This is a genomic window from Rhizobium sp. BK602 (assembly GCF_014195095.1).
Lineage (GTDB): Bacteria > Pseudomonadota > Alphaproteobacteria > Rhizobiales > Rhizobiaceae > Rhizobium.
The window spans coordinates 296334-322439 of the sequence record NZ_JACIBC010000004.1; the positions used below are offsets into that span (position 1 = coordinate 296334).

Sequence of the window (26106 nt, forward strand, 5' to 3'; positions counted from 1 at the left end):
GATCTGTCACTCCGCCTTGAGCGTCACCGTCCGGCTGGCAAAACGGGACGAGGAGACCTCGACCGTGATCGCGCCGGCCACGCCGGTCGCCTGCAGCCAGAAACCGGTCGTACCACCCTGGAAAGCCACCACATCCGGCCCGATCAGCTTGGCCGGACCGCTGACCTTGATCCTTACGACATCGTTGAGGAATGCCAGGCGTCCGCCCACCTGATCGAGCGCGCGGACGATGACGCGTGTGGTGTCGCGCTCGGCGGCGCGCAGCGTCTGGCTGTCGGGCTGCACATCCAGCGTCGTCGGCAGCGGATTGGCGACCATATCCAGGGTTGCGACCGCCTTGCCGCCGATGAAGCCGGTGAAATGCACGTCTTGCCATTCCATGCCCCAGACGCCGAGCTCGTCCGGGGTGAAATTGCGATGGTCGAAGACGACGGGCGCATGCGGCAGATGCGGGAAAGTCTCGCAGTCGGGACCGAGACGCTTGGTCAGCGAACCGTAACGCAGCTCCACCTCGTCGCAATTGGTCAGCACGATCAGCGGCAGCGCGCCGCCGATATTGCGCTCGCCGCGTGCCCAGATCGTCACCGGCTTCATGATGACCTCGTCGGAGGGCGCGCATTGGCTGGCATAGACGTAAGCGGCGAATTTCGGCTCGCGGAACATGTCCATGACGCCGTGGTAGCAGATACGGTCGCCGGAGCCGAAGTCGCTATGGGTATTGTAGTCGAACATGCACCAGCCGATGGCGCCGGAGATCGAGGGATCGCCATAGGCCGCGTTCAGCACCTCCAGATGCCGGCGCACATGCTCGGCCTGGCGCTGCTCCTGATCGTAGATCTTCGTCGGATACATATGCCCGCCGAATTCGGTGATCATGTAGGGCACGGTCTTCGACAGGCCGGTATTTTCCTGCTGCGGCCTCAGCGGCGTGCGCGGCCGGTTGACGCCCGGCAATTCCTCGTTGCCGAGGATGAAATCGTTCATCGTGTAGACGTCTTCGAGCAACTCGCTATCGGTGATATAGCGCACGCCGCCGGTCTGGCGGGTCGGATCGAGTTCGCGGGCCAGCCGATTGGTCTCGGCGTAGAAATCATGCGAATCCTGCGATTCATTGATGCGCACGCCCCAGATGATGATGGACGGATGGTTCCAGTCGCGCTCGATCATGCGGCGGACGTTGCGGATCGATTCCTGCTGCCATTCCTTGCCGCCGATATGTTGCCAGCCAGGAATTTCCTCGAAGACCAGGAGACCGATGCGGTCGCAATGATCGAGGAACCATTTCGACTGCGGATAATGCGAGGTGCGCACGATGTTGCACTTCAACGTGTGCTTCATGATCTCGGCGTCGCGCTCCTGCGCCGACCGACCCATGGCATAGCCGACATAGGGAAAGGCCTGGTGGCGGTTGAGACCGCGCAGCTTCAGCGTCTTGCCGTTCAACAGGAAGCCTTCGGTGGTGAATTCGGCGGTGCGGAAGCCGAATGTCGTTGAATATCGATCCGTCCCGCGATCGGTCTTCAGTTCGGCTTCCAGCGTGTAAAGCACGGGATTGTCGAGATCCCAGAGCGCGATGCCGGACAGGTCCTCGAAAGCGAAGTCAACACTGCCGCCGGAGGTTTCGGCAACGGCCGTGGCCAGCACCTTGCCGTCGGGCGCACGCAGGCTTGCGGTGACCGAGCCATGGAAGGCGAGGCCCTGCGGATTGGCGATGTCGCAGCGAACCCTGGCGGATTTGCGATCCTCCAGCACCTTGCCGGTCTCGACCTTGATATTGGCAATGGAGACGGTCGCGGCAAGCTTCAGCCAGACGTCGCGGTAGATGCCGGCATAGGTCAGATAGTCGATGCGGCCGCCGAAAGGCGGGATTTCCGGGTTCTCGCTGCCGTCGATCTTGACGGTGATCAGGTTGTCGCCTTGCTTCAGACGGCCCGTCAGCCGCGCCTCGAAGGGCGTGTAGCCATCCTGATGCGCGACAATTTCCTCGCCGTTCAAATAAACCACGGCATCGGCCATGGCGGCATCGAACACCAGCGATACCTCGCGCCCGGCAAAATCGTCGCTCCAGGGCAGGATCTTCTGGTAGATGAAGGCGCGCTGATAGGATTTCTCGTCGAAATAGTTGAAAGGAAGTTCGACCGCCGTATGCGGCAATGCGATCGGCTGCCCTTCCTGAGGCCGGCCGGCATCGGCGGCCGAAAAGCCCTCGCGAAAAGTCCAGGATTCGTTGAAAGCGACAACTGAACGCATAGTCAATCCTATCAAAAGAGCCCGTCCCACCCCGGACGAACAGACGTTGCTTAGACAAAGAGGCGCGGCAACAAGGCGACCATGGCCACGGCGGGCGATATCTATACAGGCCTCCGGCCATGGCGCAACGCAATCGGAGGCAGGATCGGCAATTCCGCCGAAAACGTTTTCGTCCGGCCTTGCCCGAGCTTACTTCTGCGGCCGTTATGTCAGAAAAGTTAGGCTTTTAGCGCCGATCGGCGGACGAGCTGCGTCGGCATGCCGCAGGGTTCCGCGGCAGGTGATTCGGCTATTTGCCGCGCGCGGCCCTGCCGTCGTCCCCTGGACTGCGAACCGCCGCATACATGCCGGTGGTGCGGAACTCGGTGGGATTGATGCCGTAGATGCGGCGAAAGGCCTTCGAGAAATAATTGGCGTCGTCGAAGCCCGACATGATCGCCACCTCCTTGACCGGAATGAAGGCGGCCTTGGTCAGAAGCTTGGCGGCGCGCTGCATGCGTTGCTGCAGCACGAATTCGGCCGGCGGCAGCCCCTCGCTGTCGGCGAAGACGCGGGAGAAATGCGCCCGGCTGAGCCCGCTGACCCTGGCGAGCTCGCCGACCGGCAGCGGCTTGTCGAGATTGGCGTTGATATGGTCGATGACCACCTGCATGGCGGACCGATCGGCGGCGACACCATGCGAACCGAAGACGTCGTCGTAAAGCGCCATGGCCGCTTCATAGGCGACGGCGGAAGCCGAGGCGGGCGTCGTCGCGCCCCTGACCAGCCGCAGGCTGCAATCGGCCAGATGATCGATGGTGGCCGGCTGCAGCCTGAGCAAGGGGCCTGCGGCGGTCAGGATGAGGCGATGGATGCGCAGTGCCTCTTCACCGTTCATCGATATCCAGAAATATTCCCAGCGTTCGTTCTTCTCCAGCCAGTAGCGATGATTGTGCGGCACCAGCACCAGCAAGGTATCGCCGGCGCCCAGGCGATAATTGCGGTTTTCGTAGCGCAGCCGGCCGCTGCCGCTGATCGTATGCTGCAGCACGGTGAACGGCGTCTGGCCGCGCCGGCGGCCATCCCAATCATAGTGCTCGTTGTCCCGGATTTCATAGCCGGCGCTGGTCGGCATGGCATGCAGCCGATGCCGGCCGCGCGGCAGTGAAACGGTTCGCATCGTCTGGCCGTTGGCGATCAAATCCTGCAGCACAAAATTACCCTTGATAGCATAATAGTTCTCTGGTCGGCCCGGTGATTATAGGCATAATCCGCCCGGAAAACAGCATGCAACTGCCGATGAGGACCGGCAGGAGGAGGAGAAATGCTGATTTCGCAGCCTTGTGCCGCGCTGGGCGCGACCATGGGACGAAAACACCGCTCTCTTCTCCGTTGCTGATTGTTCGATCGACTTCAAGGTGAGGATCATGAGTTTCAAAATCGCCATTATCGGCGCCGGCAGCGTCGGCTTCACGAAAAAACTGTTCACCGACATTCTCTGCGTGCCGGAGTTCCGGGACGTCGAATTCGCGCTGACCGATCTCAGCGAGCACAATCTTACGATGATCAAGGCGATCCTCGACCGGATCGTCGAGGCGAACAAGCTGCCGACGCGCGTCACCGCCACGACCGAACGCCGCAAGGCGCTGGAGGGCGCCCGCTACGTCATCAGCTGCGTGCGTGTCGGCGGGCTGGAAGCCTATGCCGAGGATATCCGCATTCCCTTGAAATACGGCATCGACCAATGCGTCGGCGACACGATCTGCGCCGGCGGCATTCTCTACGGCCAGCGCAACATCCCCGTCATTCTCGATTTCTGCAAGGACATCCGCGAGGTCGCGGAACCTGGCGCGAAATTCCTCAACTATGCCAACCCGATGGCCATGAATACCTGGGCGGCGATCGAATACGGCAAGGTCGACACGATCGGCCTCTGCCACGGCGTCCAGCATGGCGCCGAACAGATCGCCGAGGTGCTGGGCGCCAAGGACAAGCGCGAGCTCGACTATATCTGCTCCGGCATCAACCATCAGACCTGGTTCGTGGACCTGCGCCTCAACGGCCGCAAGATCGGCAAGGACGAGCTGGTCGCCGCTTTCGAGGCGCATCCGGTCTTCTCGCAGCAGGAGAAGCTGCGCATCGACGTACTGAAGCGCTTCGGGGTCTATTCCACCGAAAGCAACGGGCACCTGTCGGAATATCTGCCCTGGTATCGCAAGCGGCCGGACGAGATCAGCAAATGGATCGACATGTCCGACTGGATTCACGGCGAGACCGGCGGCTATCTGCGCCACTCCACCGAGACCCGCAACTGGTTCGAGACGGAGTTCCAGCAGATCCTCGACAGCGCCTCGCAGCCGATCGACCCTGCCCGCCGCTCCAACGAGCATGCCAGCCATATTCTCGAGGCATTGGAGACCAACCGCGTCTATCGCGGCCACTTCAACGTCAAGAACAACGGCGTCATCACCAATCTGCCTGCGGATGCCATCATTGAATCGCCCGGCTTCGTCGATCGCTTCGGCATCAACATGGTCGCCGGCGTCACCCTGCCGGAAGCCTGCGCCGCCACCTGCATTTCGTCGATCAACGTCCAGCGCATGTCGGTGCATGCCGCCATCAGCGGCGATATCGACCTGCTGAAACTCGCCGTCCTGCACGATCCGCTGGTCGGCGCCGTCGCGACACCGGAGGAGGTCTGGCAGATGGTCGACGAGATGGTGGTCGCCGAAGCCCGCTGGCTGCCGCAATATGCGCATGCCGTCGAAGGCGCCAAGGAGCGCCTGTCGCGGGCCAAGGTGAAGACCCGTGAGTGGAAGGGGGCCGCCAGCCGCAACGTCCGCTCGATCGAAGAGCTGAGGGCGGAGAAAGCTGCCCTGAAACAGGCCGGCTGATGCGGGATCAATCCGGAGAATACCGGTTGCGGCGGAGCTTTCAGGAGGGGTTCCGCCGTCTCCAGCCGGATATTTTCCGTTCAGGAGAGGAGTGCGACGCGCCCTTGGGGACGCGCGCGACAATGGGAGAGAGAAAGAGATGAGACATATTCGACAAATCGGCATTCTTGCGGCTTTGACGATTGCCACATCGGCGATCGCCATGAGCGCCGCCCGCGCATCCGAACCGACCGTGCCACCGGTGCCGCCGGTCTTTCCGGCGGAAGGCAAGATCAAATATGTGGCGCGCGATTCCATTCTGGAATTCAAGGCGCTGCCCGACTATCACGAGCCGGACTGGGTCACCGAGAAATTCGTCAAGACCGGCAAGCTGCCGCCGGTGAAGGACCGCCTGCCGAAGGAGCCGTTGGTCTACAAGACCGGCAACATGCCCGACGGCATCGGCGTCTATGGCGACACGCTGCGCCATGTCATCGGCGGCCGGCCCGAAGGCTGGAATTACGGCGCCGGCCAGACCCAGGGCTGGGGCGGCATCGATATCGGCCTGTCCGAATGCCTGACCCGCACCGCACCGCTGTTCCAGGTCGAAGCGAAGGATACCGAGCCGCTGCCGAACCTCGCCAAGGGCTGGGAATGGTCGCCGGACGGCCACAAGCTCACCATGCATCTCATCGAAGGCGCGAAATGGTCGGACGGCGCTCCCTTCAACGCCGACGACATCATGTTCTACTGGGAGGACGAGGTCATCGATCCCAACGTCTCGCCGCTCGGCGGCGGCGCGTCGCCGGAAGCTTTCGGCGAGGGGACCACGCTCAAGAAGATCGACGACTATACGATCGAATGGACCTTCAAGGATGCCTTCCCCAAGCAATATCTCTACACGATGGCCTATCCGAATTTCTGCCCGGGCCCGTCGCATATCCTGAAGCCGCAGCATCCGAAATATTCGAAGAACACCTACGACCAGTTCAAGAACGCCTTCCCGCCGGAATTCATGAACATGCCGGTCATGGGCGGCTGGGTGCCGGTCGAATACCGCTCCGACGATATCATCGTCATGCGCCGCAATCCCTATTACTGGAAGGTCGACGAGAAGGGCAATCAGCTGCCTTACCTCAACGAGCTGCATTACAAGCTTTCGACCTGGGCGGACCGCGACGTGCAGGCGGTGGCCGGCTCGGGCGACCTTTCCAATCTCGAGCAGCCGGAAAACTTCGTCGCCTCGCTGAAGCGCGCCGCCCAGCCGGAAGCTCCGTCGCGTCTCGCCTTCGGCCCGCGCCTTATCGGCTATAACCTGCAGATGAACTTTTCCGCCAATGGCTGGGGTGCCCCCGACGCGCGCGGGCAGGCCGTTCGCGAGTTGAACCGCAATGAGGATTTCCGCAAGGCCGTCACCATGGCGCTCGACCGCAAGGCGATCGGCGATTCCCTGGTCAAGGGGCCGTTCACGGCGATCTATCCGGGCGGCCTGTCGTCCGGCACCAGCTTCTATGACCGCGCATCCACCGTCTATTATCCGTTCGACCTCGCCGGCGCGAAGGCGGAGCTGGCGAAGGCCGGTCTGAAGGACACCGACGGCGACGGCATCGTCAATTTCCCGGCCGGCGTCGCCGGCGGCAAGAATGTCGAGATCACCCTGCTGGTCAACAACGACTACACCACCGACAAGAGCCTTGCCGAAGGCGTCGTCAGCCAGATGGAAAAGCTTGGCCTGCGCGTCATCATCAATGCGCTCGACGGTCCGAAGCGCGACGATGCCAACTATAGCGGCCGCTTCGACTGGATGGTCCGCCGCAACACCACGGAACTCGCCTCGGTCGTGCAGAACACCGAACAGCTTGCGCCGGTCGGCCCGCGTACGAGCTGGAACCACCGTGCGCCGGAAAGCGGGCAACTGGATCTGATGCCCTTCGAGAAAGAGATGGTCGACGTCGTCAACAAGTTCACCACCTCGAAGGACAACGACGAACGCGTGGCCTTGATGAAACAGTACCAGAAGCTCTCGACCGGACATCTCTACAATATCGGCCTGACGGAATATCCGGGCGCGCTGATCATCAACAAGCGCTTCTCGAACGTTCCGCCGGGCACGCCGATCTTCATGTTCAACTGGGCCGAGGACTCGATCATCCGCGAGCGGCTGTGGGTGGCGGCCAACAAGCAGGGCAAATACGAGCTGTTCCCGCAGCAGTTGCCTGGCGCCCCCGGCAGCGCCGGCCCGATCAACTGATCACGGTCGCCGGCGCGAATGCCGGCACCGGGCCAATGTCAAAAAGTCCGGCTGCATCGCGGTGCAGCCGGGTAAAGTCGAACACAGCCGGCCCGTGCACTCCCGAGAGAGGCAGACCGCCGGCGGCAAAAGAGAAGCGAACCGTTCCATGTTACGATTCCTGCTCATGCGCATAGCCTCCGCCATCCCCGTGCTCCTGATCCTGAGCGTGGTGACCTTCGCCATCATCCAGGCGCCGCCGGGGGACTATGCCGACTATATCCGCTCGCAGCTGATGAACCAGGGCGGCGCGTCCTTTGCCCAGGCCGATGAGCAGGCGCAAATCTACCGCCGCGAACACGGGCTCGATAAGCCGATCGTCGTGCAATATTTCAACTGGATCGGCGGCATCGTCACCAGAGGCGATTTCGGCTACAGCATGTTCTACAACAAGCCTGTCGCCGACGTCGTCGGCGAGCGCCTGCCGCGCACCCTGGCGCTCGCCCTCGTCTGCCATCTCTTCGCCTCCGTCCTCGGCATCGGCTTCGGCATCTGGGCGGCGACACGGCAATATAGCTGGATCGACAGTCTGCTCTCCGGCATCTCCTTCCTCGGCATGACCGTGCCGCGCTTCCTGATGGCGCTGATCATCGTCTATATCCTCGTCTTCCAGCTCAACGTCTCGGAAATCGGCAGCTTCTATTCGCCGCAATATGGCGGCGCGCCGTGGTCGTGGGACAAGTTCGTCGATCTCGTCAAACATGTCTGGCCGGTCGTGGCGATCGCCACCTTCGGCGGCCTCGCCTATAATATGCGCGTCATGCGCGGCAACCTGCTCGACACGCTGAATGCGCAATATGTCGAAACCGCCCGTGCCAAGGGCCTGTCCGGCGGCGCCGTCGTCATGCGCCATGCCGTGCCGAATGCGCTGCATCCGCTCGTCATGTATCAGGGCGTGGTGCTGCCCTATATGCTGACCGGCGAGATCGAGACCGCCATCATCTTCGCGCTGCCGACCGTCGGGCCGGCGATCGTCGGCTCGATGGCCGTCGGCGACGTCTATGTCACCGCCACCTTCATGATGGTGCTGTCGGCGACGCTGATCGTCGGCAACATCATCGCCGACATGCTGCTCGCCCTGCTCGATCCCCGCGTCCGTCAACAGGGAGGGATACACTGATGCTCGCCTTCAGCACGTCTCCGCCGCCCCTTGAGGAAAAGGTGAAGCCGAAAAGCGGCAATGAGAGTTATATCGCGCTGGTCTGGCGCCGGCTGAGGCGGTCCTGGACCGGCATGGGCGGCCTGATCCTCGTCCTCCTTCTGCTGATGATGGCGCTCTTCGCCGAATTCATCGCCCCCGACGACCCGAAGGCGACCGATACCGGCTTTGCGCCGCCGCAGATGATCAGCTTCCACGACAAGGACGGCAATTTCGTCCTCCAGCCGCGCGTCTACGCCTTGGCGGAAAGCAGCGAGCTCGATCCCGTCACCTTCCAGCCGATCGTCGGACCGGATTACGACAATCCGCGCCTGCTCGGCCTCTTCGTCAAGGGCGCGCCCTACAGGCTGTTCGGCCTGATCCCCGGCGACAGGCATCTCTTCGGTTCTGTCGACGGCCAGCCCGTGCATTTCCTCGGCACCGACAAGTTCGGCCGCGACGTGCTCGCGCGCGCCATTTACGGCTCACGCATCTCGCTGATGATCGCACTGACGGTCGTCTTCATCGTCACCGTCGTCGGCACGACGATCGGCATGGTGTCGGGCTATTTCGGCGGCACGGTCGATACCTGGGTGCAGCGCTTCGTCGAACTCGTACTCGCCTTTCCGCAATTGCCGCTCTATCTGGCGCTGACCTCGCTGATCCCGGTGACGGCGCCGACCAATGTCTTCCTCGCCTTCGTCATCGTCGTCATGTCGGCGCTCGGCTGGGCGCAGATGTCGCGCGAGGTGCGCGGCAAGACGCTGGCACTGGCGCGGATCGACTATGTGCGCGCCGCCATGGCGGTCGGGGCGACGGACCGGCGCATCATCCTGCAGCACATCTTCCCCAACGTCATGAGCCATGTCATCGTCGCCGTGACGCTGGCGATCCCGAGCGTCGTGCTGCTCGAATCCTTCCTCGGCTTCCTCGGTTTCGCCGTCAAGCCGCCGCTGATTTCCTGGGGGCTGATGCTGCAGGATACCTCCACCTATTCGGTGATCGGCTCCTATCCCTGGATTCTCTCGCCCGTTGCCTTCGTGCTCGTCACCGTCTTCGCCTTCAATGCACTCGGCGACGGTCTGCGCGATGCGATCGACCCCTATTGAGCGGAGACGGACCATGGCTCTCGCACTCGTCAACCCCTTCGCTCCCGACGTCAGGCTCGATGCCGCCGGCAAGACCGCCGCGCCGATCATCGATGCCCGCAATGTCGCGGTCAAATTCAAGGTCGAGGATGGCATCGTCGATGCCGTCAAGGACATCTCCTTCCAGCTCTATCGCGGCGAGACCATCGCCATCGTCGGCGAATCCGGCTCGGGAAAATCGGTGACGGCCCGCACCGTCATGGGCCTGCTCACCAAGCGCGCCATGGTCTCGGGAAAATCGAGCGTCAGCTACGACGGCAAGAACGTGCTGAAATTTTCCGAACGCGCGCGCCGGCAGCTGCGCGGCGACCGGATCTCGATGATCTTCCAGGAGCCGATGAGCTCGCTCAATCCGATCTATACGATCGGCGGCCAGATCGTCGAAGCGATCCGCGTTCACCGCAAGCTAAGCCGGCGCGAAGCCGAAAAGCGGGCGCTGGAGCTGCTCAAGCAAGTGCAGATCCCCGATCCCGAGGCGCGGCTGAAACAATATCCGCACCAGCTTTCCGGCGGCCAGCGCCAGCGCGTGATGATCGCCATGGCGCTCGCCAACGATCCCGACGTGCTGATCGCCGATGAACCGACGACCGCGCTCGACGTCACCGTGCAGGCGCAGATCCTCAATCTGATCCGCAACCTGCAAAAGCAGCTCGGCATGGCGGTGATCCTCATCACCCACGACCTGACCGTGGTCCGGCAGTTCTCCGACTATGTCTATGTCATGCAGCATGGCGAGATGCGCGAGCACAATACGACGGAGGAGCTCTTCGCCCATCCACAGCATCCCTATACGCAACACCTGCTCGCCTCGGAGCCACGGGGGCGGGCCAAGCCGCTGCCGCCGGATTGCGACACGATCCTCGAGGGCAAGTCCGTCAAGGTCGCATTCATGCTGCGTCATGGCGGGTTCTTCAAACCCGACCTGCGCGAACTGATCGCCGTCGACGGCCTCGATCTGAAGCTTCGCCGGCATGAGACGCTCGGCCTCGTCGGCGAATCCGGCTCCGGCAAGACCACCTTCGGCCAGGCCCTGCTGCGGCTGATCGATGCCGATGGCGGCGAGATCCGTTTCGACGGCCAGGCGATCCATGGCCGTTCGCGCGACGAAATGCGGCCGCTGCGCTCGCGCATGCAGGTGGTCTTCCAGGACCCCTTCTCTTCGCTCAACCCGCGCATGACCATCGGCCAGATCATTTCCGAGGGGCTGGTGGTCAACAATATCGGCGCCAACAAGGCGGAGCGACTGGAGCGGGTGAAGGAGGCGCTGGTCAGCGCCGGCATGCCCGGCAATATCCTGTCGCGCTTCCCGCATGAATTTTCCGGCGGTCAGCGTCAGCGCATCGCGATCGCCCGCGCCATCGCGCTCGAACCGGAATTCATCCTGCTCGACGAGCCGACTTCGGCGCTCGATCTCTCCGTCCAGGCCCAGATCATCGACCTCCTGCGCAAGCTGCAGGACGAACGGGGTCTGAGCTATCTGTTCATCTCCCACGACCTCAAGGTCGTCCGCGCCCTTTGCCATCGCGTCATCGTCATGCAGCATGGCAAGATCATGGAAGAAGGGCCGGTCGACGACGTTCTTTCCCATCCCAAGACCGCTTACACCGAACGCCTTGTCAGAGCGGCGTTCGAGGTAGCATCCTAAGCATTCAGGAGATTTTTATATGTCAGGCAATCCCAAGATCACCTTCATCGGCGCCGGCTCGACCGTCTTCATGAAGAATATCATCGGCGACGTCCTGCAGCGGCCGGCCCTTTCCGGCGCCCGGATCGCGCTGATGGACATCAATCCGCAGCGGCTGGAGGAAAGCGCCATCGTCGCCCGCAAGCTCGCCTCGACACTCGGCGCCGCCGCCACGGTCGAGACCTTCACCGACCAGCGCAAGGCGCTCGACGGCGCTCATTTCGTCGTCGTCGCCTTCCAGATCGGTGGCTATGAGCCCTGCACGGTCACCGATTTCGAAGTGCCGAAGAAATTTGGCCTGCGCCAGACCATCGCCGACACGCTCGGCGTCGGCGGCATCATGCGCGGGCTCAGAACCGTGCCGCATCTGTGGAAGATCTGCGAGGACATGCTCGCCGTCTGCCCGAACGCGATCATGCTGCAATATGTCAACCCGATGGCCATCAACACCTGGGCGATCGCCGAGAAATATCCCACCATCAAGCAGGTCGGCCTTTGCCATTCGGTACAGGGTACGGCAATGGAGCTGGCGCACGATCTCGACATTCCCTACGAGGAAATCCGCTACCGTTCGGCCGGCATCAACCACATGGCCTTCTATCTGGAATTCGAACATCGCCAGCCGGATGGCTCCTATCGCAACCTCTATCCCGATCTCGTCCGCGGCTATCGCGAGGGACGCGCGCCCAAGCCGGGCTGGAACCCACGCTGCCCGAACAAGGTGCGCTATGAAATGCTGACGCGGCTGGGCTATTTTGTCACCGAAAGCTCCGAGCATTTCGCCGAATACACGCCCTACTTCATCAAGGAAGGCCGCGAGGATCTGATCGAGAAATTCGGCATTCCGCTCGACGAATATCCGAAGCGCTGCATCGAGCAGGTGGCGCGCTGGCAGAACCAGGCCGAGGAATACCGCACGGCAGAGAAGATCGAGGTCAAGCAATCGAAGGAATATGCCTCCTCGATCATCAATTCGGTCTGGACCGGCGAGCCCTCGGTCATCTACGGCAATGTGCGCAACAATGGCTGCATCACCTCGCTGCCCTATAATTGCGCTGCCGAGGTTCCCTGCCTGGTCGATGCGTCGGGCATCCAGCCGACCTTCATCGGCGATCTGCCGCCGCAACTGACCGCGCTGATCCGCACCAACATCAATGTGCAGGAATTAACGGTGCAGGCCTTGATGACCGAGAACCGTGAGCACATTTACCACGCGGCAATGATGGACCCGCATACGGCCGCCGAGCTCGATCTCGACCAGATCTGGGCGCTCACCGACGAACTTCTCGCCGCCCATGGCGACTGGTTGCCGGAATGGGCGCGCGGCGCCCGCAAGGTTCAGGCCGCCTGAAACCACTCTCTCCCGGTTTTTCGCGGCCGGAAGGGCCCCGCAGCAATGCTGCGGGGCCTTACTTCTTTTATCTTCGGGAAAAGGTGAAACTCCAAAACCCTCTATTTTTCAAACCCGATATCGGGTGACAAAGCCGATGCGAACACGCTAGAAACGGCGGCGGAATGTGGGAGAGAGCATAGACATGGCCAATTCAGGGATTTTCAGCACGGGAACCTTTGTCGGACGCGTATGGCGCCCGGATGTCAAGGGACCGGCCCTCGTCGTCGTGCGTGACGGTACGCTTTACGACATCACGTCCAGGGACGCGCCGACCATGCGCGACCTCCTGGAAAAGGACGACCCGGTCGCCTTCGCGCGGGCGCAGAAGGGTGAAGCCATCGCCAGCCTCGACGATCTGCTTGCGGCGAAGGCCGATCTCTCTGCCGTCCATCTCCTTGCCCCCGTCGATCTGCAGGCGATCAAGGCCTGCGGCGTCACCTTTGCCCGTTCGATGCTCGAGCGCGTCATCGAGGAGCGCGCCGCCGGCAATCCGGATCTGGCGGACTCGATCCGCGGCAAGGTCACGGCGCTCATCGGCGACAGCCTGCGCAACCTGAAGGCCGGCTCGCCGGAGGCCGCGAAGGTGAAGGCGGCGCTGATCGAGGAAGGCGTCTGGTCGCAATATCTCGAAGTCGGTATCGGCCCGGATGCCGAGGTCTTCTCCAAGTCGCAGGTCATGTCCTCGGTCGGCCCCGGCGCCGATGTCGGCCTGCACCCGATCTCGAAGTGGAACAACCCCGAGCCGGAAATCGCACTGGCCGTCGATAGCAAGGGTCGCATCCGGGGTGCGACGCTCGGCAACGACGTCAATCTGCGCGACGTCGAGGGACGTTCGGCGCTGCTGCTCGGCAAGGCCAAGGACAACAACGCCTCCTGCTCGATCGGCCCCTTCATCCGCCTGTTCGACGACACCTATACGCTGGACGATGTGCGTGCCGCCGATCTCGCCCTGAAGGTCGAGGGCGAGGACGGCTATGTGCTCAACGGCCGCTCCTCGATGAAGGAAATCAGCCGCGATCCGCTCGACCTCGTCTCCCAGACCATCGGTCGCCATCACCAATATCCGGACGGCCTGGTCCTGTTCATGGGCACGCTCTTCGCCCCGGTCGAGGACCGCGACACGCCGGGCCAGGGCTTCACGCACAAGGTCGGCGATGTCGTCACCATCTCCAACGACAGGCTCGGCTCGCTGAAGAACCGGGTCCTCCTGTCGACGGAATGCCCGCCCTGGACCTTCGGGGTATCGCATCTCATGCGCAATCTGGCGGCCCGCGGATTGCTCTGACAGAGCGATCCCGCCAAGCAATAATCCTGACGCGTCAGGCGCGTCGGGGCCGGCGGAGTTCATGGTCGCAGCCATCACCATGCGACGCGCCTATCCGATTTGCGCATTTTAAAATATGCATAATGAGATGCAGCAAATTTTATTAAGTTTTATAGCCGCTTAGCGGTGTTGCCCAAGCGCCATATGTCTCGCCCGACAAGGTATGAATATCGCGCGGCAGTCTCGGCATCGTCGTCGAGACTAACCACTTCACCCAAATGACTTGGGCAACCATCAACAAAAACAAATTTGAGCGGAAGCGCCAAACCCTCTGCCTCTTTCAACGGAGGCTGAGGCAGCGCATCCGCTTACAATCAATAAGGTATCCTTCATGTTTTCCATAAACGCTATGAAAGTTGGCCCAAAGCTCCTGCTGCTGGTTATGATGACGGTCACAATCGGCTCCGGCGTCGGCATCTATGAATCCACGAAATTACGGGACATAGACTCCACCTATACCGGCGTCTTAAATCAAGACGTTGTCGCAACGCTCAAACTGAGTGAGATCGCCGGTAATTCCGACTCGATCGGACGCCTCGTCTATCGCATGGTCGCCGAGCAGGACGCGGCCAGCATAAGAAAATCCCAGGAGGAATTGGCCGAGGTCGTCGACGAAACGACAAGTGCCATGCGCGAGGCAAGCGGCTACTATCCGGAGCGCAAAGCAGACTTCGACGCGATGAAGATCAAATTGGATGCCCTGCTGGCAGCTGCGGAGCCGGTCATTCAGGCCACGCTCGCCAACGACAAATCGACCGCGATGAACCTCGCGACAACCAGCTTTCGTCCGATCCGCGTCAAATTCGACAATGATGCAAACAATCTCTACAACTGGGCCAAGGACGAGCTTCGTCGCAAAAACACCGACGCGAGCGAGACGACCGACGCGACGATCGGAACAAGCTACATCGTTTTGGCCATCGGCGCTCTCACCGCCATCATCCTAGGGCTTGCGATGAGTACGACGCAGGTCGTACGCCCAATCCGGCGGCTGACGGAAACCATGGCTGAGCTTGCGGATAACAAGCTCGACATCGGCATTCCATTCACAGGCCTGCCAAACGAAATCGGCGAAATGGCGCGCGCCGTGGAAGTGTTCAAGCAAAACGGCGTGCGCGTGCGTGACCTGGACGCCGCCGGTGCGGACAAGCGTCAGAAAGTCGCCGACATGCAAAAGAGCATGGATGAAGTGATCACGGCGGCGGCGGCGGGCGATTTTTCATGCCGGGCGCCCGGAGACTTCGGCTATCCCGACCTGAACAGCATCGTCGGCGGTCTCAATCGTCTCCTCGGCTCCGTCGAAAGCGGCGTTACCGAGACCCGGCGCGTCGTATCGGCTCTGGCGAACGGAAACCTGACAGAGGCCATGGAGGGCGAATTCCACGGCGCCTTCGGCGAGCTGCAGCAGAACGTCAATACGACGATGGCCAATTTGCGTTCCGTGCTCGGCGAAGTCCGCTCTGCAATCGACACGATCAATGGCGGCGCCGGCGAGATGCGCTTGGCTTCAGGCAACCTGTCGCAGCGCACGGAACAACAGGCGGCCTCGTTGGAGGAAACCTCCTCGGCGCTGGAGGAAATCACCTCTGCCGTGAGGAGCTCCACGGAACGGGCTCTGGAGGCCAGCCACATGGCCGACGAGGCGCGCCGGAGCACCCAGCAGTCCAGCGCCGTCGTCAAGGACGCAATCCTGGCCATGAGCCGCATCGAGCAGGCCTCGGGCGAGATCGGCCAGATCATCAACGTTATCGACGAGATCGCCTTCCAAACAAACCTTCTGGCGCTCAATGCGGGCGTCGAGGCCGCGCGTGCCGGCGACGCCGGCAAGGGCTTTGCGGTCGTCGCCCAGGAGGTGCGCGAACTCGCGCAGCGCTCGGCCAATGCGGCAAAGGACATCAAGTCATTGATCTCTCGTTCCGGCACCGAAGTCGAATCCGGCGTCAAGCTGGTGACGGCGACCGGTGAAGCCCTTGGGTCGATCCAAAGCCATGTCATCAAGGTGAACGAGCATGTGCACTCGATCGCCACGGCCGCCAAGGAACAATCGACCGGTCTTCAGGAGGTCAACACGGCCGTCAATCAGATGGATCAAGTAACGCAGCAGAACGCGGCAATGGTCGAGGAATCCACCGCGGCGACCAACAGATTGGCAGACGAGGCAGCCAACCTCGCTCACCTGATCGCGCGCTTCAAACTGGAGGCGAACACCTCTGCTCCGCACGCCGCCGATCACCGCAGCAAGCCGGTCGCTTCGCCCGCGCATACGCTCGGCCGCAGACTCAGCAATGCCTTTGGCGGCCGAACGGCAGCCGCCTGGAAGGAGTTTTGATGAATATCCGGGCGATCAGCCATTCTGCGTCGGGACGGCATCGATCCGGGAAATCAGGGGGCTGACGGCGGCAAGGCTGGGCGTCGATTGCGTAATGCGGCCCCGATGGCATCTCGCGCCATCGGGGCAAAGCCAAAGGCCCGAAGGCGGAAAAGAGGCCTGGGAACAGCGACCAGGATGTCTCGACGAACATCTTCCGGCGTCGCCTTCACGATTGCAATCTCCCTTCGCAAGTCGAGCACCACGACCTGCCTGATAGCGTGAGAAGTTGGACCGTGAGGCGGCGCCCAACATATCGAGGAGACATATGCAGGCTCCGGCAGACCTCATGCGCCGAACCTGTCCGAAACGCGCGCGACTATCCTCCGAACGCAAGGATCGATTTTCGCGCATCAAACTTCCGGGGGACAGTTCGGGGCCGCGCTTGATCGGATCCCTCGATCCTGCCTCTCTATCTTCTGCCTGACATGATGACGGGCGACGCCATGGCTCCGCGTATGCTCCAACTCTTGACACGGTCGGCCATGGCGTTTCGCTTTGCCTGAGCTCGGCGGCAGCGTCGAGGCGCGATCCGGAATGCGCATCCGACCGCGCCCTTTGCCGTATCTGTGACACGAAGATCACAACACCCCCTGGATGTCTCCGATTTTCGCCTAGTTAACCATTGGTTAACCATAATCGGGCTTATCTGAAACTTGATCCAGGGCCTAGTTTTTCAGTTCCGTTGCGTAATTTGCCCGTGAAATGACCATAGACCGCCACGCCGATTTTAAAGATGCATCCATTCAAGATAATAGCGCTGCTGACGTTGGCCGGTCTGGCGACCGGTTGCACGACGACGGGCGGCGTTCGGCAATCGGCAGGCCCCGAAACCGTTGCCAACGAAAAGGCATTGGCATTTCCACCGCCCGGCGGTCCAGCGGTCATCAGCGTCGTTGAACGCAGGCACAAGGACGACGTGGAGCAGACGGTATCGCTTGCGACATCCTCGTCGGTGGCCGGCCAGAATTTCCTGAAGATACAGTTTCGCAACGTGACGGGAGCCAATCCCGGATTGGGCAGCACGCCCTACAAGGCGATCGGCAATGGTGCGGTCGCCAGCGAAATGGCCGCGGCCGTACCCGGCGTGAGACTGGCCCGCTCCGCGACCTTCGTTCAGAATGGCTATGGTCCGTTCGGCTACGCTTCCGGGCAGAGCCGGGGCGGCGATACCTGCCTTTATGCCTGGCAGCAAATTCGCGCCGGCCAGTCCGCGCTGGCTGAAATGCAGAATTTCAGCATGGTGCAGGTTCGAATCCGGCTCTGCGATGCGCGCGCAAGCGAACGGCAGCTTCTGAGCACGGTCTACGGCTATACGATTGCCGGAGGATTTGTGAACGAAGCGCTCAATCCATATGGAACGGTGCGCGGAGCCGACACGGTGCTCGGCAAGCCCGGCGATCCGGTCTATCCTGATCCGGGCAACTATCGCAGCGGCGGGACGCCCATCGGATATGAGCCGGTACCGGCGTCCCCTCGCACCGCCATCATACGTCGTCCGCCGGCCCGTCCACCGCAGACAGCAGCGGTCGAAGCGCTCCCTCCGGCCATCGGGCCGCGCGTCCCACTGCCGGGCGAGCAATATGCCCCTGCCGCTTCGGCGGCGGGGAGCGCGCCGGCAAGCATGACGGGCCAGGCTCAACCGGGCGCAGCAGGAAATTCCGGCACGATCGTGCCATCACCAGATTGTATCGGCGCAGCGGCCAACACCGCCTGCCCAAAATAGATTTAATCATTTGGGGCGCCAGGATGGCGCCCGGCCAGTACCTTTGAAGGAACAATGATGCATACAGCACGAAGCATCTTGATATGGGCCGCCGTTTCCATATGCGGGATCGTGCTGATCACCTTGCCGGTCAACCTGCAGACCCAGCTCATCGCCAGCACCGTCGTCGTCACCTTCATGGCGGCCATCAAGCTTCTCAAGGCACAGGGCACATGGCGGCTGATCGCGCTTGCCTTGGGCACCTCGATCGTCATGCGCTATGTCTATTGGCGCACCACCAATACGCTGCCGCCCGTCAATCAGCCGGAAAACTTCATCCCCGGCCTGCTGCTCTATCTCGCCGAAATGTACAACGTCGCGATGCTGATGCTCAGCCTGTTCATCGTCGCGACGCCCCTGCCCCCACGACCCGCCCGTGCCGCGAAGGTGCAGAATTTTCCCACCGTCGATGTCTTCGTCCCCTCCTACAACGAGGACATCAATCTGCTGGCCAATACGCTGGCCTCCGCCAAGGCGATGGACTATCCGGCCGACAAACTGCAGGTCTGGCTGCTCGACGATGGCGGCACCGTGCAGAAGCGCAATTCCACCAAGGTTCTGGAAGCGCAAGCGGCAATCTCGCGTCATGCCGAGCTTCAACGGCTCTGCAAGGAGCTCGATGTCAACTATCTGACACGCGAGCGCAACGAGCACGCCAAGGCCGGGAACCTCAACAATGGCCTCGAGCATTCCAAGGGCGATCTGATCGCCGTCTTCGATGCCGATCACGCGCCGGCGCGCGACTTCCTGCTCGAAACCGTCGGCTACTTCGAGGACGATCCGAAGCTCTTTCTCGTCCAGACGCCGCATTTCTTCATCAATCCGGACCCGCTCGAGCGCAATCTGCGCACCTTCGATAATATGCCGAGCGAGAACGAGATGTTCTACGGCATCATCCAGCGCGGGCTGGACAAATGGAACGCCGCCTTCTTTTGCGGTTCGGCGGCGGTCTTGAGCCGCAAGGCGCTGGAATCGCAAAGCGGCTTCAGCGGCATCAGCATCACCGAGGACTGCGAGACGGCGCTGGCCCTGCATGGGGCGGGCTGGAACAGCATCTATGTCGACAAGCCGCTGATCGCCGGTCTGCAGCCGGCGACCTTCGCGAGCTTCATTGGCCAGCGCAGCCGCTGGGCCCAGGGCATGATGCAGATCCTGCGCTTCCGTTTCCCGCTCCTGAAGCGCGGGCTGACGCTGCCGCAGCGCCTCTGCTACATGTCCTCGACGCTTTTCTGGCTGTTTCCCTTCCCGCGCGCCGTCTTTCTGTTTGCGCCGCTCTGCTACCTGTTCTTCGATCTGGAGATCTTCACGGCCTCCGGCAGCGAATTCCTCGCCTATACGCTCGCCTATATGCTCGTGAACCTGATGATGCAGAACTATCTCTACGGCTCCTTCCGCTGGCCGTGGATTTCAGAGCTCTATGAATATGTCCAGATGGTGCATTTGCTGCCCGCCGTCGTCTCGGTGATCTTCAATCCGCGCAAGCCGACCTTCAAGGTCACGGCCAAGGATGAATCGATCGCCGTCAGCCGCCTTTCCGAGATCAGCCGTCCCTTCTTCGTCATTTTCGCGGTGCAGATCATCGCGGTCGCGGTCACGGTCTATCGCATCTATGCCGAGCCCTATAAGGCGGATGTGACGCTTGTCGTCGGCGCCTGGAACCTCATCAACCTGGTGCTCGCCGGTTGCGCATTGGGCGTCGTGTCGGAGCGCGGCGAGCGCTCGTCCTCGCGCCGTGTCCGCGTCGATCGCCGCAGCGAGTTCGGGATCGACGAAAAATGGCATTCCGCTTCGATCGAGAACGTCTCCGTTCACGGCGCGCGGCTGAATGTGTTCAATAGAGAGCTCGATCCGATCGTCGTCGGCGCGGAAGCGACATTGCGTTTCCAGCCCTATGGCGGTGGCGAGACGCAGACCCTGCCGGTCGTCGTGCGCAACATCCAGCAATCCGGCGAGATCACCACCATCGGCTGCCAATATGTGCCCAAGGGAGCCGCCGATCACCGCCTGATCGCGGATCTGGTCTTTGCCAATTCCGATCAATGGACGCAATTCCAGAAAAGCCGCCGACGCAATCCCGGCATCATCCGCGGGACGATCTGGTTCCTGGGATTGTCGCTGTATCAGACCAGCCGCGGCCTGATTTATTTCTTCCGGAGCATGCGCTCCGAACGCGAGGCGCAGCAGCAGGCCATAAAGGCGAACAGCCGATGAGGATGGTTTTCTCCGCTGCCATCCTGATGGTTTGCGCGGCGACATGCGCCTCGGCGCAGACGCTGCCTTTCGATATGTCGCACGAGCGCCCGCAGGCGCCACGCCCGGTCGTGCCGCCGGTGATTGTCCCGGCAGTCACCTCCGCACCGAAGGCTACGGCACCGGCGACCCCCAAAAGCAACTTTCAGCGCTATATCGTGCCCTTCAAGGATTTCCGGCTGGAAGGCGAGTATGATCGACGGTCGTGGTCGATCTACCTGACGCCGGAACAGGCGGCAGCACCGGCCAAATTCAATTTTTCCTATCAGAATGCGGTGGTGGTCGCCCCCGAAGCATCGCAACTGACCATCCTCCTCAACAACCGCGCGATCGGCCAGCAGCAGATCGGCTCGCCCGACAGCCCGTCGACCATCAGTTTCGACGTGCCGCGCGGCTTGCTGCAGCCGGGAGCCAATGTCGTGACCTTCGAGGCGACGCAGCGCCATCGCACCGATTGCGACATCCAGTCGACCTACGAATTGTGGTCCGACATCGATCCCGCCGGAACCTATCTGAGCTTTGCCGAGGAGGATGCGCAAAAGCTGTCGAGCACGGACGCCATCCGCGCCATCGGCGTCGATGGCACCGGCAAGACGGAATTCAATCTGGTGGTGCCGGCGCTTGCCCAGCCCGGAACCACGAAGCCGCTCCTGAGGCTGGCGCAAGGCCTCTCGATCCTGAGCGGAATGCCGAACGAGACCTTCTCTTTCGGCACCGAGTCGCTACCGCCTCCCGCCCCAGGCAAAATGACCGTGCTTGTCGGCACGCCCGCCGAATTGCAGCCGCTGTTTCCGGTCCCGGCCGCGGCGCAAAGTGCAGCTCTTGCCGCCTTCGTTCAGGACCCGCGTACCGGCTCCACGGTTCTCCTCATCAGCGGCCCGTCGTGGCAATCGGTCGCCGCCGCCATCGACACGGTCGTCTCGCCGACCGACAGGGACCCGACCGTCCGGCGCGACACGCTGGTGACCCAGCGATGGAGCACCCCGGATGCACCATTGATCTCTTCCGACACCAGCCTTTCCTTTTCGCAGCTGGGCATCGAGACGACAGAATTCTCGGGCCGTCACTTCCATACGAGTTTCAATGTGGCGATCCCGGCGGACTTCTATGCCAACGCCTATGGCGAGGCGACCATCTATCTCGATGCGGCCTATGCCAAGAACGTGAAACCCGGCAGTCATATCGACGTCTATGTCAACGGCAGCATCGCCACGACCAAACCGATCACCGCGCCCGGCGGCGGCATTTTCCGGAAGCTGCCCATTCGCGTGACGATGCGTCACTTCAAGCCGGGCTTGAACACCATCCGGCTGGAAGCGATGCTGCTGACCGCCGAAGACCAGGCCTGCGCACCCGGCACGACGGCCGACAAGACAGCGCGTTTCGCGCTGTTCGATACCAGCACCCTGCATATTCCCGATTTCGCCAGGGTCGCCCAGCGTCCGAATCTCGCCGCCCTGGCCGGAACGGGCTATCCCTACAGCCGCAATAGCGAACCGACGGCGCTCTTCATCGACCGCACCGATCCCGACACGCTCTCCGCCACGGCGACGCTGCTCGGCCAGATGGCGATCGTGGCGGGACATCCGATCGCGGTCGACCTGATCGCGGCACCGGGCGGAGCGGGGGAACGTGACGCGATATTCGTCGGCCCGATTTCGCAGATGCCGGCAACGACCTTGTCGCAAATGAATATCGCCGCCGCGAGCCAGGTCTCCTGGCGTCCCGCCGTCGCCGGTCAGGTCGGACCGCCGGAAGCGGTGGCCTCGGTCGATGAATGGCGCTCGCGCATCGGCGGCGGTCTCCTGCAGCATCAGATCCAGCTGTTTCAGGACTGGATGCACCGCAATTTCGACATTTCCTGGAGTTCGCTGCAGTTCATCCCGCGAGCCGAGCAGGTCTTTACACCCTCCAATGTCAACAGCTTCATGATTGCGCAAGGAGAGGGCACGACGGCAAATTCCACCTGGACGATCGTCACCGCGCCCTCCGCCAAGGATCTGCGGGCAGGGGCGGAAGCCATGACCTCGATGGGCGAATGGCCGCAAATCGACGGGCATGTCACGGTCTACTCGGCCAAGACCGGCAAGATCGGCACCGTGCCGGTCAGCCGCTTCGATTTCGTCACGACGCAGCCCTGGTCGTTCACCAATTACCGGCTGATTGCCGCAAACTGGCTATCCAGCAATATCCTGTCCTATGCATTCCTGCTGATCGCCTCCTCCCTGCTGATCGGCATCACCACGGCTGGCATTCTCGCCAGGATCGGCAGGCGCGAATGAGGCGCTGGCGCACCATAGCCCTTGCGGGCAGCCTGATCTTCATGACCATGAGCCAGCCGCTCATGGCGCAACGCGCCTCGATCGATCCGCAGGCATGGGCCGCCTACAAGGCGAAGTTCCTCGACGCCGACGGCCGCATCGTCGACAACGGCAACGACAATATCAGCCACAGCGAGGGGCAGGGCTACGGCCTGCTGCTCGCCTATCTTTCAAACAGCCCCGCCGATTTCGAGCAGATCTGGTACTTCACGCGGACGGAGCTGCTTCTGCGCGACGATGGTCTCGCCGCCTGGAAATGGGATCCGGCCACGACACCGCATGTGGCGGATACCAACAATGCCTCGGACGGCGACATGCTGATCGCCTATGCATTGGCACTGGCGGGATCGGCCTGGAACAAGCAGGACTATCTGAGCCAAGCCTCGCAGATGGCGAAGGCGCTTCTGGCGCATGCCGTCGTCCATGCCGGCGGAAAAACCGTCATACTTCCCGGCGTCGGCGGCTTTGCAGCCTCCGATCGTGACGACGGTCCCGTCGTCAATCCTTCCTATTGGGTCTACGAGGCAATCCCGGTCATGGCGCTGCTCGCGCCCTCCCCGGAATGGCAGAAACTAAGGGATGACGGCCTGTCGCTGCTGCGCCTGGCGCAGTTCGGACCACGAAAATTGCCGGCGGACTGGGTAAGCATCCGGGCCAAACCGAGCCCGGCCGTCGGCTTCGATGCGGAGTTCGGCTACAATGCCATCCGCATCCCGCTTTATCTCGCTCGGGCGGGCATAGCGGACAAGGAGCTGCTGACGCGGTTGCGGGCGGGCATGGTCGCGGCCGACGATGCGCCAGCGATCATCGATCTGGAAACCGGCAAGCCGAAACAATCCCTGACGGACCCGGGTTATCGAATTGTTAACGATGTTGTGGCGTGTGTGACAGGCGGAACGAAATTGCCCGCGGCGGTTCGACAGTTCGCACCATCATTTTACTATCCGTCGACCCTCCAATTGCTGGGCTTGGCTTTCGTCGAGGAGAGGCATCCAGAGTGTTTATGAAATCCTCCTTCCTGATGGTTTCCATGATAGCCGCGGCAGCCGGGGTTGCCGTGACGATGGGCGACCGCGAGGCGATCGAGGATAAGTTCAAATCCGCCCAGAACCACTCGCAGGCCCGTGCCGAGCCGACCGCACGCCTCAAACAGAGCGAACTCGCCTTCGATCAGCCGGCGGTCGACATGCAGACGGTTGCCGATCGCATCCAGGCGAACGCGCCGGCCTCGGTGCTTCCCGATGCGCCATCCGCCATCCGAACCGAGGGCGACACGCCCGCCGCCGTCGCGCAGGCCGCACCCCAGCCAAGCACTCCGCCGGCAGCCGCGCCGCCGAAAGTCGATGAAAGCGCGCTGCGCTATTTTGCCAGCCGCGGCGACAAGGCCCGGCTACAGGCGGAAATCTCCCGGCTACAGGCGCTGTACCCCAACTGGGTACCGCCGGCCGACCCGCTGGCCATCCCGCAAAACAGCGACAAGCAGCTCGAGGCCATGTGGCAGCTTTATTCCGAAGGCCGCTATGCCGAGCTGCACAAGGCGATAGCGGACCGTCAGACGGCCGAGGCCGGATGGCAGCCTCCCAGCGACCTGCTGGACCGCCTCGCCATTGCCGAAGCCCGCGCGCGCCTCGTCAACGCTTCCGATCTCAAGCAATATGCCACGGTCGTCGACATCGGCGCCGAAACGCCGAGCCTGCTCACCTGCAGCGATATCGACGTTCTATGGCGGATCGCCGAAGCCTTCATCCGCACCGACCGCGCCGCTCGCGGCCAGGATGCCTATGTCTATATCCTGAAAAACTGCACCAACCCGCCGGAAAGGCTTGCGACGGTACAGAAGGCGGCCGCCCTGCTGCCCTACCAGCCCATGCAAGACATACTGGCGCTCGAAAAAACTGACGGTGGCGGCGGCCGGGAATTCGACGGCATTCGCACCGATCTCGCGCGCCGCTTCGTCGCCATGGGCAACGACGATCCGAAACTGACGGTGGCGCCGAACTACCTCACCGATGTCGAAACCGTGGCTCAAAGCCAGGGGCTTCCCTCCGACGCCCTTCTTCTCGGCTGGTACTATCTGCGCCGCCAGGATTATGGCGATGCGGAAAAATGGTTCCGGATCGCCCATGACAAGGGAGACTCCGCCTCCGCCTCGCAAGGCTTCGCGCTGGTCCTGATCGCCGAAGGCAAGCCGCAGGAGGCCGAGACCATCATGTACAAATGGCGCGCCGTCTCCAAGGACGCGACGGCGACCTATCTCGCGGCGACGGCCAATCTGATGGCGCTGCAGCCACTCCCAACACTCGGCGAAGATGTGCTCGGCCGCATCGCCACCGAGGTCATGGCACAGAAATATACGCCGACGGCGCAGCAGTTCGGCTGGTATGCGCGCTCGCTGAACCAGCCGCAAACGGCCGCACGCTGGTTTGAAACCGCGCTGCGCTGGAAACCCGACGACGAACCATCGGCCTATGGGCTTGCCATTACACGCGACCAGCTGAACGACAAGCAAGGCGTGGCGGAAATTCAAAGACTGTGGGCGGGACGGTCCGAGCGCATCGCCAGGCTGGGCGAAGTGAAACCGCGCGCGCCGGCGGCCCTGCCCTCGCCGGAGCAGACATCTCCGCAGACGGCGGCGCCGCCTTCGAAATCCCTTGCCGTGCCGCCGGCTAGAGCCGATCTCGGCGTGACGAGCGGTGAGAGCTCGCCCGCGCCGACTGGGTACAGCTCCCCCAAGAAACAGGCTTCCACAGGCCAGCGCGGTGCGCGCCGGCCGCGCGATTGCTCCACAACGATCAGCGCCGAGCGGCTTGCACCGGCGGAAGCGCTGTCGCGCGGCTGGTGCCTGATGGATCTCAATCGCCCCATGGAAGCCATCGCGGCCTTCGAGATCGCGCTGAACACCCCGGCCGGCAAGGCGCGGGAGGACGCGGCCTATGGGCAAAGCCTTGCCTATCTGCGCGCCGGACTGACGAACAACGCCGCCGTCGCGGCCACCCAGGCACCCCTCAGCCGACCGCGCGCGGCCGAGCTGCAGGTCGCGATCCTGGCCAATCGTGCGCTTTCCGCCTTTGCCGCCAAGCGCTACCAGGAGACGCTGGTCTATCTCGATCAACGCGCCCAGCTTCAGCAGGAGCGGGTGGATCTGATGGTGCTGCGCGGCTATTGCTATCTCAATCTCAAAATGTACGACGATGCCGAGCGCATCTTCACCGCCGTGGCGGCAACCGGCAACAAGGACGGAAATCGCGGCCTGACGGATTTGCGGCTGACCCTTCATCCGGATCATAGCCAATGAGCAAGACCGGCTGCCTCGGCATCGCCTG

15 protein-coding genes are annotated in these 26106 nt (G+C 62.4%); 13 read left to right on the forward strand and 2 right to left on the reverse strand.

What is annotated here, in order from left to right:
• Positions 1 to 6: 6 nt before the first annotated feature.
• Positions 7 to 2250: a glycoside hydrolase family 2 protein gene (locus tag FHX11_RS15090; protein WP_184358457.1), complete on the reverse strand. Its 2244-nt coding sequence runs from the start codon at positions 2248 to 2250 to the stop codon at positions 7 to 9.
• A 289-nt stretch (positions 2251 to 2539) separates the two neighbouring features.
• Positions 2540 to 3442 (reverse strand): AraC family transcriptional regulator, encoded by a 903-nt coding sequence (locus FHX11_RS15095; RefSeq protein ID WP_184358458.1) that lies wholly within the window; start codon positions 3440 to 3442, stop codon positions 2540 to 2542.
• A gap of 214 nt (positions 3443 to 3656) precedes the next feature.
• On the opposite strand from FHX11_RS15095, the gene FHX11_RS15100 reads away from it, so the two are divergent.
• The 13 genes from FHX11_RS15100 (at position 3657) to FHX11_RS15160 (ending at position 26078) form a co-directional block, all read left to right on the forward strand.
• Positions 3657 to 5123: an alpha-glucosidase/alpha-galactosidase gene (locus FHX11_RS15100; RefSeq protein WP_184358459.1), complete on the forward strand. Its 1467-nt coding sequence runs from the start codon at positions 3657 to 3659 to the stop codon at positions 5121 to 5123.
• Between the two features lie 139 nt (positions 5124 to 5262).
• Entirely contained in the window at positions 5263 to 7353 is a 2091-nt protein-coding gene (locus FHX11_RS15105; protein WP_184358460.1) for an ABC transporter substrate-binding protein, read from the forward strand.
• A 148-nt stretch (positions 7354 to 7501) separates the two neighbouring features.
• Complete coding sequence (locus FHX11_RS15110; RefSeq protein WP_184358461.1) at positions 7502 to 8512, forward strand: ABC transporter permease; 1011 nt, start codon at positions 7502 to 7504, stop codon at positions 8510 to 8512.
• Positions 8512 to 9639 carry an ABC transporter permease gene (locus tag FHX11_RS15115; RefSeq protein WP_184358462.1) on the forward strand — a complete coding sequence of 376 codons (1128 nt, stop codon included), beginning with the start codon at positions 8512 to 8514 and terminating at the stop codon, positions 9637 to 9639. The genes FHX11_RS15110 and FHX11_RS15115 overlap by 1 nt, the downstream gene beginning before the upstream one ends.
• A 13-nt stretch (positions 9640 to 9652) precedes the next feature.
• The gene (locus FHX11_RS15120; RefSeq protein WP_184358463.1) at positions 9653 to 11323 is read left to right on the forward strand and encodes an ABC transporter ATP-binding protein; all 1671 of its coding nucleotides are present in this window, start codon (positions 9653 to 9655) and stop codon (positions 11321 to 11323) included.
• 19 nt (positions 11324 to 11342) lie between these two features.
• A complete protein-coding gene (locus tag FHX11_RS15125) occupies positions 11343 to 12713 on the forward strand; it encodes an alpha-glucosidase/alpha-galactosidase (RefSeq protein ID WP_184358464.1) in 1371 nt (456 codons plus the stop codon).
• A 184-nt stretch (positions 12714 to 12897) separates the two neighbouring features.
• Positions 12898 to 14040 (forward strand): fumarylacetoacetate hydrolase family protein, encoded by a 1143-nt coding sequence (locus FHX11_RS15130; protein WP_184358465.1) that lies wholly within the window; start codon positions 12898 to 12900, stop codon positions 14038 to 14040.
• 370 nt (positions 14041 to 14410) lie between these two features.
• The gene (locus tag FHX11_RS15135; RefSeq protein ID WP_184358466.1) at positions 14411 to 16408 is read left to right on the forward strand and encodes a methyl-accepting chemotaxis protein; all 1998 of its coding nucleotides are present in this window, start codon (positions 14411 to 14413) and stop codon (positions 16406 to 16408) included.
• A gap of 775 nt (positions 16409 to 17183) precedes the next feature.
• Complete coding sequence (gene bcsN, locus FHX11_RS15140) at positions 17184 to 18173, forward strand: cellulose biosynthesis protein BcsN (protein WP_184358467.1); 990 nt, start codon at positions 17184 to 17186, stop codon at positions 18171 to 18173.
• 57 nt (positions 18174 to 18230) lie between these two features.
• Positions 18231 to 20423 (forward strand): UDP-forming cellulose synthase catalytic subunit, encoded by a 2193-nt coding sequence (gene bcsA, locus FHX11_RS15145; protein ID WP_184358759.1) that lies wholly within the window; start codon positions 18231 to 18233, stop codon positions 20421 to 20423.
• Complete coding sequence (locus FHX11_RS15150) at positions 20420 to 22744, forward strand: cellulose biosynthesis cyclic di-GMP-binding regulatory protein BcsB (RefSeq protein WP_184358468.1); 2325 nt, start codon at positions 20420 to 20422, stop codon at positions 22742 to 22744. Before bcsA ends, FHX11_RS15150 begins: the two co-directional genes overlap by 4 nt.
• A complete protein-coding gene (locus tag FHX11_RS15155; RefSeq protein ID WP_184358469.1) occupies positions 22741 to 23790 on the forward strand; it encodes a glycosyl hydrolase family 8 in 1050 nt (349 codons plus the stop codon). Before FHX11_RS15150 ends, FHX11_RS15155 begins: the two co-directional genes overlap by 4 nt.
• Complete coding sequence (locus FHX11_RS15160; RefSeq protein WP_184358760.1) at positions 23787 to 26078, forward strand: cellulose synthase; 2292 nt, start codon at positions 23787 to 23789, stop codon at positions 26076 to 26078. Before FHX11_RS15155 ends, FHX11_RS15160 begins: the two co-directional genes overlap by 4 nt.
• Positions 26079 to 26106 lie beyond the last annotated feature (28 nt).

What these genes read in the sequence shown, in the direction of transcription:
- bcsA (WP_184358759.1), top strand. Translation starts at nt 18,231, where the DNA reads ATGCATACAGCACGAAGCATCTTGATATGGGCCGCCGTTTCCATATGC.
- FHX11_RS15125 (WP_184358464.1), top strand. Translation starts at nt 11,343, where the DNA reads ATGTCAGGCAATCCCAAGATCACCTTCATCGGCGCCGGCTCGACCGTC.
- FHX11_RS15130 (WP_184358465.1), top strand. Translation starts at nt 12,898, where the DNA reads ATGGCCAATTCAGGGATTTTCAGCACGGGAACCTTTGTCGGACGCGTA.
- FHX11_RS15120 (WP_184358463.1), top strand. Translation starts at nt 9,653, where the DNA reads ATGGCTCTCGCACTCGTCAACCCCTTCGCTCCCGACGTCAGGCTCGAT.
- FHX11_RS15105 (WP_184358460.1), top strand. Translation starts at nt 5,263, where the DNA reads ATGAGACATATTCGACAAATCGGCATTCTTGCGGCTTTGACGATTGCC.
- FHX11_RS15110 (WP_184358461.1), top strand. Translation starts at nt 7,502, where the DNA reads ATGTTACGATTCCTGCTCATGCGCATAGCCTCCGCCATCCCCGTGCTC.
- FHX11_RS15155 (WP_184358469.1), top strand. Translation starts at nt 22,741, where the DNA reads ATGAGGCGCTGGCGCACCATAGCCCTTGCGGGCAGCCTGATCTTCATG.
- FHX11_RS15115 (WP_184358462.1), top strand. Translation starts at nt 8,512, where the DNA reads ATGCTCGCCTTCAGCACGTCTCCGCCGCCCCTTGAGGAAAAGGTGAAG.
- FHX11_RS15100 (WP_184358459.1), top strand. Translation starts at nt 3,657, where the DNA reads ATGAGTTTCAAAATCGCCATTATCGGCGCCGGCAGCGTCGGCTTCACG.
- FHX11_RS15150 (WP_184358468.1), top strand. Translation starts at nt 20,420, where the DNA reads ATGAGGATGGTTTTCTCCGCTGCCATCCTGATGGTTTGCGCGGCGACA.
- FHX11_RS15135 (WP_184358466.1), top strand. Translation starts at nt 14,411, where the DNA reads ATGTTTTCCATAAACGCTATGAAAGTTGGCCCAAAGCTCCTGCTGCTG.
- FHX11_RS15090 (WP_184358457.1), bottom strand. Translation starts at nt 2,250, where the DNA reads ATGCGTTCAGTTGTCGCTTTCAACGAATCCTGGACTTTTCGCGAGGGC.
- bcsN (WP_184358467.1), top strand. Translation starts at nt 17,184, where the DNA reads ATGCATCCATTCAAGATAATAGCGCTGCTGACGTTGGCCGGTCTGGCG.
- FHX11_RS15160 (WP_184358760.1), top strand. Translation starts at nt 23,787, where the DNA reads ATGAAATCCTCCTTCCTGATGGTTTCCATGATAGCCGCGGCAGCCGGG.